We start from the raw sequence: 7,264 nt of genomic DNA on the forward strand, positions 1-7,264 counted from the left end.
CGCCCAGGCGGGCGCGACCCTGGAAAGCGTGTATGACGCTTACCGCGTGGCCTGACCCGCAAAGCCATCGGTTGGATGATATTGTCGATGATTTCCAATATTTAAATCCATGACCAACAATTGTTTTCAAAACTGCAACATAAGAATTCTTTCCTTTTATCTGTATTTTTCTTCCATTATATCAAATAGAGTAATATGGTCAGTAAAACAGCATTACCATTCACATGTAAAAAGTTAAACTTAGGCACTAGCAGCATCGCAGCGCCTGCCGCTTGTTTTTTACGCCTGACAGGCAAAAGATAAAACAAAGACGCTCCCGCGCGGAAGCGTCTTTGTATATGTACAGACAAAGCCGGAAAGCCGATGGCCTCCAGCTATTTTGTCTAATACTATTTCAGCAGTTCACTCAGGTTCTTGTCGTCCTGAACCATCAGCAATACTTTGCCCTCATCCAGATCGTCCTCTAAATCTTCGGCTTCCTGCTCCGTAAATCCTAGCTCCTGAAGTTTAAAGCGCAGCTCGTCTCCTTTTTTCGAGAAACGGTTTTCGGAATCAACGCCGAATTCTTTATCGGTCGGCTCATTGGTGTCTGCCTTCTCCGCAATCCGGTCGGTGCGGTCATCATCGTGGCTCATGACATAAATATCGTTACGGCTGATACCGTTATCCGTGAGCTTCTGTACGTCCTGCTCAATGTTGTCTTCGTTGGTGTATTCCTGTACTTGCGGCTTCATGCTTGATTCCTCCTTGTGTATTTTCGAGCTTTTGTCTGAAATCAGACGTCTTCTATTCTTTCGTTTTCTGGTATTGCCCAGCAATGCCAAACGAACGGCTAAGAAGAGTGTGCCATAGATGATGATACCCCGTTGTGCCTGTATACAAACTCTTCTTGCTTTCTATTTTTCTGCGAACTTTCGGCTCTTTTTAATTTTTACCCTATCGTTCTAATATAGATAAAAGAGACTACCTCTTTTTTGAGATAGTCCCTCAATTGTTAACAGTTATTATGATTTTATCTAACAAAACAAAGCCGTCCTTACCGAATAACGCGGTTCATCTCTGCCTCCATTTTTTTAAAAACGCTCTTTCTCCTGATCAAGCATCCATTAGCATAACTCCAGGCTAATCCTTCCACACGAAATATTCACTTATGGCTCTTTGCAGGGTGCCGAGGGTTTTAATGTGAGAGCCGCCAACCTCCTGGAACAAAGCGGGCTCCATGGCCATCTCTCTCGAAATTCCGGTTAATACTGTTTCACTTCCCATTAAAGAAATCCCTTCAATGATTCTTATAAAATCCTGTAGCTTCTGCTTTTCCATAGGCTCCGCCCCGGACAGATCAATGATTAACACTCGAATTTTCTGCTCCGCTACATTCCTCAGGGCATTTTCCTGCAGCAATTCAAGGCGCCGCCCGTCTATTAGGCCTATCAGTGGTAAAATACAGATGGAGCGCCCGAGCGGGATGATCGGTGTCGACAGATAGTCAACTAACTGCTCCTGGTTTTGGATAAGAGTTTCTTTGTAGGTGGAATAGCTTTTCAAAAAAGTATGTAAAAAAGCGTCTATCTGGTTGTTTACTTTTCGTTCCCATTGGAAAAAATCATGAAAGTGTTTTTCCCCGGCACGCGTCTGGTAGGCTTCAATAAACAGCCAAATCGTTCGGCGCAGGGCATGCACCCATTCCAGCCTAAAGGATAATTCAATATCCTGCGCAGCCCAAACGATGCCCTCCTGTTCAGCGAACGCTTTCAGTTCTTCTTCCTTTCCTTCTAGAGCCAGAGAAACAAACTGATGGGCGTTGACCACCAGGTCAATATTACCCTGCTGCAATATATCGCGGACATCCTTCTTTACCGTGGCGGCTTCTTCAATCAGCATTTGTTCGAACAACTGGGCGTTTTGATTATAGAAATCCTTTAACGTCATTGAATGATCAAATATATACGTCACAGTATCTTCCTCCCTGTCCCTTCATAAATATTGCCTATGCCGCTCACTAAATAGTCCGGGAAGTATGTACTAATTTTTCAAAAAAGAATGAATTATTTGTATTATATATACATATTTAAAAAAATGAAATGCCAAATGGGGTTCGAAAAGAAAAGAATTTGGGAGAAAAGATGCTTTTGCTGCAATTGTGCCCCTGGGCGAAGCGATATGTCAAATTAACATTAAAAATAAATCTACGATCGCCGCATCCAAATTTTCACGAACGTTACAACGATCGACTTAATATGCTTTCCTATGCGTCCATGAGTTTCAAACTAAAAAACATCCCATTTTGAGTTAAAAATGGGATGAACGGGGCGGTCCGCGCCGGTGATTATATTAATTTTCCATTACTTCTCTTCCGTTAAGCGGCTGGACCGGACGGTGGTTGTCGTCATAAATTTGCTGAAACTCCTTCAATTGATCACTTGAAACAGAGACCGGCTCCCCGTAAACGATCCAGTTCACTCCTTCTGTACACGGCGGGGTCGTTAATGACCCTTCATACTGAAAGTTCGTTTCGGAGAATGGCAGCAGTTCTTCCAGATCGAGGCGGTTCTCGGAAGAAGCCGGGGCTTCTGTTTCGCTTGACGGCATCTTGTCCCAAAATGACGAAGGGAAAGTTGTACCGCCTCCTTCCTCAAGCATAAATGCGCTCACGACAATTTCACCTTCGGAACTTTCGTGTACAAGATGAAGCTCCATATCTTCGTAATCTCCATTGAGTTGATGTTCACTTGGCGCATGGAAATGAAATTGGGAAAGTGTGTACTCCTCCCCATCATAAGTTAATGTATTATTGGCGTTTTCAGGTTCTGCCAATATGGTATGCCCGTCGTTGTTAATGGTGAAATTGGTTGGCTCATAATTCATTTGTACATCAGCACTGCCCCGTTTTGTTTCTGCTTCCCGAAGGTTTACGGGCGATTGGCTTTCTCCCTCGGTGCACGTAGTATAATCAGCGTCCAGGCTCTCCCAGTGCTCCGGCCCCGTTTCACCCTTATAGGACCATTCGGACTTTTTTTCAGAAGAAGGAGCTTTTTCCATATCCAGGGGGAAAAAAGGAAACATACTTACGGCTGTCAAAACAGTCGAATAAATAAAAGATACAGCGATACGGCATCATTCCTTATCAAATTATAGTAAAACGTGAAAACTGCCAGATTTTTGACTGCTTATGGGCCCGGGCTCCGAAGCAGCCACTCTATATCATTGAATTTTTCCTTTTCCAGCCGGTATCAAACGAGAGGTAAGAAGGCTTTTGTTACTCTCCATCGATACTCCTGTTTTGTGGCCCGGCATCAGTCTCTTTACTCCCCGGGCCTTGTTTCTCCCCCAATAGAAGAAAGCTGCCTGTATAAAAACAGCTTTTTCCCGTTGTGCATGATAAAAATAAAAAACCACCAGAGCAATACGAGCCCTGATGGTTCCACGCGAATTTTAATGTTTATTTCGGCTGTTGGCTTTTAGTTTTGTTCATCTGGGCTGGATTAATCAATAGAAGCGTGGCGAATACGCCGTATAAAATCACTGCAGCTATTTCCATTTTATTCTTCCTCTCTTTCTTTGGTCTCTTTATTTTTAACGCATTCTGATAAAAACCGATAAAGTATGGATTTTCCCGTATGACCTGTCTCCAGCCTGTTTGTCACAGACTGCATGGGCCTTATCTCTTTACTATGCTTTCAATAAAAAAAGCCGGAAAAAGAAACGGGGTTCCTTTTTCCGGCTCATGTACTGGCTTATATATCCATTCATTTCCGCCGACCATTTAATTGTTAAAACAGTAAAAGCTGTTTTGGTTTTTTGCGTTATAAATCATATTTACCCGCTTGGTTTCCAAGTAAAACATACCGATCCTTCAATCACTGCTATTTTGAAACAAACTTAAAAAATTTTCTAATTCTTTTACCGGAACCCTGCCACAAAGCACGACGGGTGCTGGTGCTTATACTCGTCCTTCCAGGCAATATCGACCGGCTTCCATATGTCTTCGTCTGTACGGAGGAAAAAGATGCCATGGTTATTGAGCGCGTAAAAAATGCTGGTATCCTTCGGATCCTGGGTTAAGACATGGGCGAAAGACCCTGCCGGAAGCCCCCGGGATATTTCACGGAAAGGTGCTTCTCCCTGCTTACGGTAAATGGCGGAACTGGCGGCATCGGACGAGTGGGCTTCACGCGGGCCTTTAGAGGCGGAAACGAGACGGTCGTCCGCGTCTGCTGCGTTCAGCACCATGTTATAAAGGTATGGATGTTTCTCCAGTCCTTCACTCTTGTAATGCCAATGGGCGCCGTCGTCATCGCTTTCTGCATACGAAAATGAAGCGTTCATAAACCCATCCCCGCAGGCTGCATATAAACGACCGGGAGCGGACGGGTGAGCCAGAAGGGTATGCACATCTCTCGGGCTATGCTCCGGCCGGTCCTGCCAGGTGCTCCCGTGATCCGTTGAAAAAAGCACGGCTCCGTACTCAATGGAGACCGCTATATGATCCGGATCCGCATAGCTTGGAGTTATCCAGCGGACATGATGCGTGTGGGGACGTGGCGGGAACTGCCACTCCGGTTTGGAAGCCATATGCTGGATAGCTGTCCATTCATGCCAATGCTTTCCTCCATCTTCCGAGTAATAAACCGCCGAAGGCTCGGTGCCGGCATACACAATATGTGCCCCCTCCCCCTTTTTCATCGGATGTGTGCCGACAAACGTGATGTACGGTGAAGGGATACCGTCGTCACCCGCTGGCTCAAAATACAATTGCGGCTTTCCTATCGCCTGCCAGCTTTCTCCGGCGTCCTCGCTTTTCCATAATCCATGCCCATAAGTGGCACAATAAACAATGGAATTATCAGAAGGGTCCACCGCCACCCGGACCGGCTGGGTCCCTTTAAGCTTCGTCTTCGTTTGCCATCCCTCGCCGCTCTGTGTGAGTACAAGTAGTTCATTTTCCATACCTGCGTATAATACCCTCATGCTTTTCATCCTCCTTAAAGTATAGTGATATATGTATGGCCAGTAGTGGTCTCTTCCCGTTTTTCCTTAAAGAAATGCCTTTCAAGTCTATATAACTCTAATGAAAAAGCCCTCCGGACTCCTGCCGGAGCGGAAGGCTTAAGCAGTATTCCACTGGTGCTTTTAATCGGTCTGCCGGAACTCCGGACTGCACCATAGCAGCAGTCCGGTTAACAAAAGCCCGGTCACGGCGGTGTACATCAGTACCGTCTGGATCGGGATGGATGCTGCCACTAGAAATGAAATAAGCGCAAAGGCTATAGGCTCAAATCCGCTGGCTGCAAAGTTCACCAGGCTCATCACCCGGCCGAGCTTGTTGTTGTCGGTTTTTTCCTGAATCATGGTAATCGTCGGTAGGTACACGAGCATCCCCGCGCCTCCCATGAGCGTAATCACAGCGACAAGCACAGGGAGCGCCTCCACCTGGCTGAATACAAGCAGGAGAATAAAGCTTGCCCCCATGGCCCCCAGCACCCAGCTTCCTCTTCGCTGCTTCAACGACCACGTAACGAGCAGCACGCTCAACAGAAAGGTGCCAGTCGAAAATCCTCCCTCTAATAAGCTTAACTGCCACGGAGCGCCTCCGAGCGCGCTGATGAGCATCGGAATGCTGATCAGAAGCGGTCCGATCATCAATAAATTAATCGTAATAATCACCATCGTGCCGGCACGGTGGATGCCTGACTGCCGCACGTAAGCGAGGCCCTCCTTCAGATCCATCCAGGCGGTATGACGCCCGCTCCTCGCTTCCGGAATCGGGTCCTTTAAAAACGGCGGATAAATCAGAATGGTCGACAGCGCGATCAATCCAGCCGCTGCGGAAAACGAAAAGGCAAAGCCGCCGAAGGTTAATAACAGCCCTGCCCCCACCGGGCCGATAATAAACATCAGCTCCGTGGAGCCCTGATACCAGGAGTTCGCCTGCTGTAATTGATGCACCGGCACAATACTCGGAATCATGGCCGACGCTGCCGGGAAAAAGAACGCATCCAGGAAGCCAAAGATAAACGCCAGAATAATCAATGAAGTCGTCTGCAGGGCATCCTGCTGCACGAGCACCACCAGGACAATCATCACCGCCACCTGCATCGCATTCGTCGTAAACATGATGCGCGACTTCTGGATTTTATCCGCAAGCACCCCGCCATAAATCATCATGGCCACCCGCGGAATGGCGATCGTCATCATAACAACCCCGAGAATGGCCGGCTGCTGCATTTCATCGACGACAAACCAGGACACGGACAGAAAGAAAATGGAAAAGCCAAGCATCACCGTCATCCCTGAGAGCCATACGAGCACAAACGTTTTATTTTTTAATAATGAAGTCCATGAATCAGCCATCTGTGCCCTCCTGTAAATTTCTGCTGCTTTTATTTATCATCCGGAAGCCTTAATCCCCCGCCAGAAGATTTGCCATATCCGGTCAACGTGGGTGCGGATTTGTTCTTTATTAAAATCGTAATAACGCGTGTCAAAGTCAATGCCGCTCAGCAGGCATAAGTAGCTTTCCGTGATAAGATCACTCGCAAGCGACGTATCAATGGCCCCCTCGTCCTTTCCCTGCCGAATAACGGATTCAATATGCTGATCCGCAGCACTGCCGTGGTATTCCACCATCTGCTGCATTTTCGAAGCGAGCGCTGGAGGTGGAAAAAATAAAAAACGGTAATAAAACTGGCTGATTGTGTATTCGTCGTAATACACTTCAGCGAGCCGGTACAATAACGTTTTCAGCTGGGTCTCCGCCGTCTCTGCTCCCAGAGCCTCTAACTCGCTGCGTACAATCTGGTTGTATTCAAGCACAGCTGTTTTCACCGTGGCCAAAAAAAGCGCCTCTTTGTTTGTAAAATGCGCATACAGCGAAGGCTTCTGCATGCCTATCTGTTTGGCAATCGCTGCAAGCGTCGTGCCTTCATAGCCCCGCTCTGTAAACAGCTCCAGACTTGCTTGGATTATGCGTTCGCGTGTTTCCATCAAATCATCACCTTTTTCATCTCTTTGCCTACCTAACGTTAGGTAAATTTAACATATGTATTGCTTTAATGCCAGCATCATTTTAAAAACCACATACACAAATAAAGCAAGGCTCTTGTACAGAGCCTTGCTTCAGACTGTCGACAATGGCTCTCATTTTAGAGCGTGTCGGCAGTTTTTTTATGCTATGATAAAAAGAAATAGCCTGGAAAGGGGTTATGGCGCATGATGAGACGGGATACGGAAGAAGCTCGTTACCGGGAAGCCACCATTCAGTTGG

Annotated in this window: 7 protein-coding genes; all 7 read right to left on the reverse strand. The window is 46.8% G+C overall.

The genetic code is table 11. From position 1 onward, the window contains the following. Positions 1-389: 389 nt before the first annotated feature. A complete protein-coding gene (locus CHL76_RS16520; RefSeq protein ID WP_094909161.1) occupies positions 390-734 on the reverse strand; it encodes a YflT domain-containing protein in 345 nt (114 codons plus the stop codon). 388 nt (positions 735-1,122) lie between these two features. Continuing rightward, positions 1,123-1,953, reverse strand: a complete 831-nt coding sequence (locus CHL76_RS16525; RefSeq protein WP_094909162.1) for an STAS domain-containing protein — start codon at positions 1,951-1,953, stop codon at positions 1,123-1,125. 378 nt (positions 1,954-2,331) lie between these two features. Further along, complete coding sequence (locus tag CHL76_RS16530; RefSeq protein ID WP_158219220.1) at positions 2,332-3,039, reverse strand: carbonic anhydrase; 708 nt, start codon at positions 3,037-3,039, stop codon at positions 2,332-2,334. 861 nt (positions 3,040-3,900) lie between these two features. Continuing rightward, the gene (locus CHL76_RS16535; RefSeq protein WP_094909164.1) at positions 3,901-4,968 is read right to left on the reverse strand and encodes a WD40/YVTN/BNR-like repeat-containing protein; all 1,068 of its coding nucleotides are present in this window, start codon (positions 4,966-4,968) and stop codon (positions 3,901-3,903) included. A gap of 162 nt (positions 4,969-5,130) precedes the next feature. Continuing rightward, entirely contained in the window at positions 5,131-6,351 is a 1,221-nt protein-coding gene (locus CHL76_RS16540; RefSeq protein ID WP_094909165.1) for an MFS transporter, read from the reverse strand. Positions 6,352-6,387: 36 nt separating this feature from the next. Continuing rightward, a complete protein-coding gene (locus tag CHL76_RS16545) occupies positions 6,388-6,984 on the reverse strand; it encodes a TetR/AcrR family transcriptional regulator (RefSeq protein ID WP_094909166.1) in 597 nt (198 codons plus the stop codon). Positions 6,985-7,066: 82 nt separating this feature from the next. Continuing rightward, on the reverse strand, positions 7,067-7,264 hold a 198-nt coding region (locus CHL76_RS17325), incomplete at its 5' end, for a hypothetical protein (RefSeq protein WP_233133500.1).

The sequence above is a fragment of the Marinococcus halophilus genome (assembly GCF_002265875.1).
In the GTDB taxonomy this organism is placed as follows: Bacteria; Bacillota; Bacilli; order Bacillales; family Marinococcaceae; genus Marinococcus; species Marinococcus halophilus.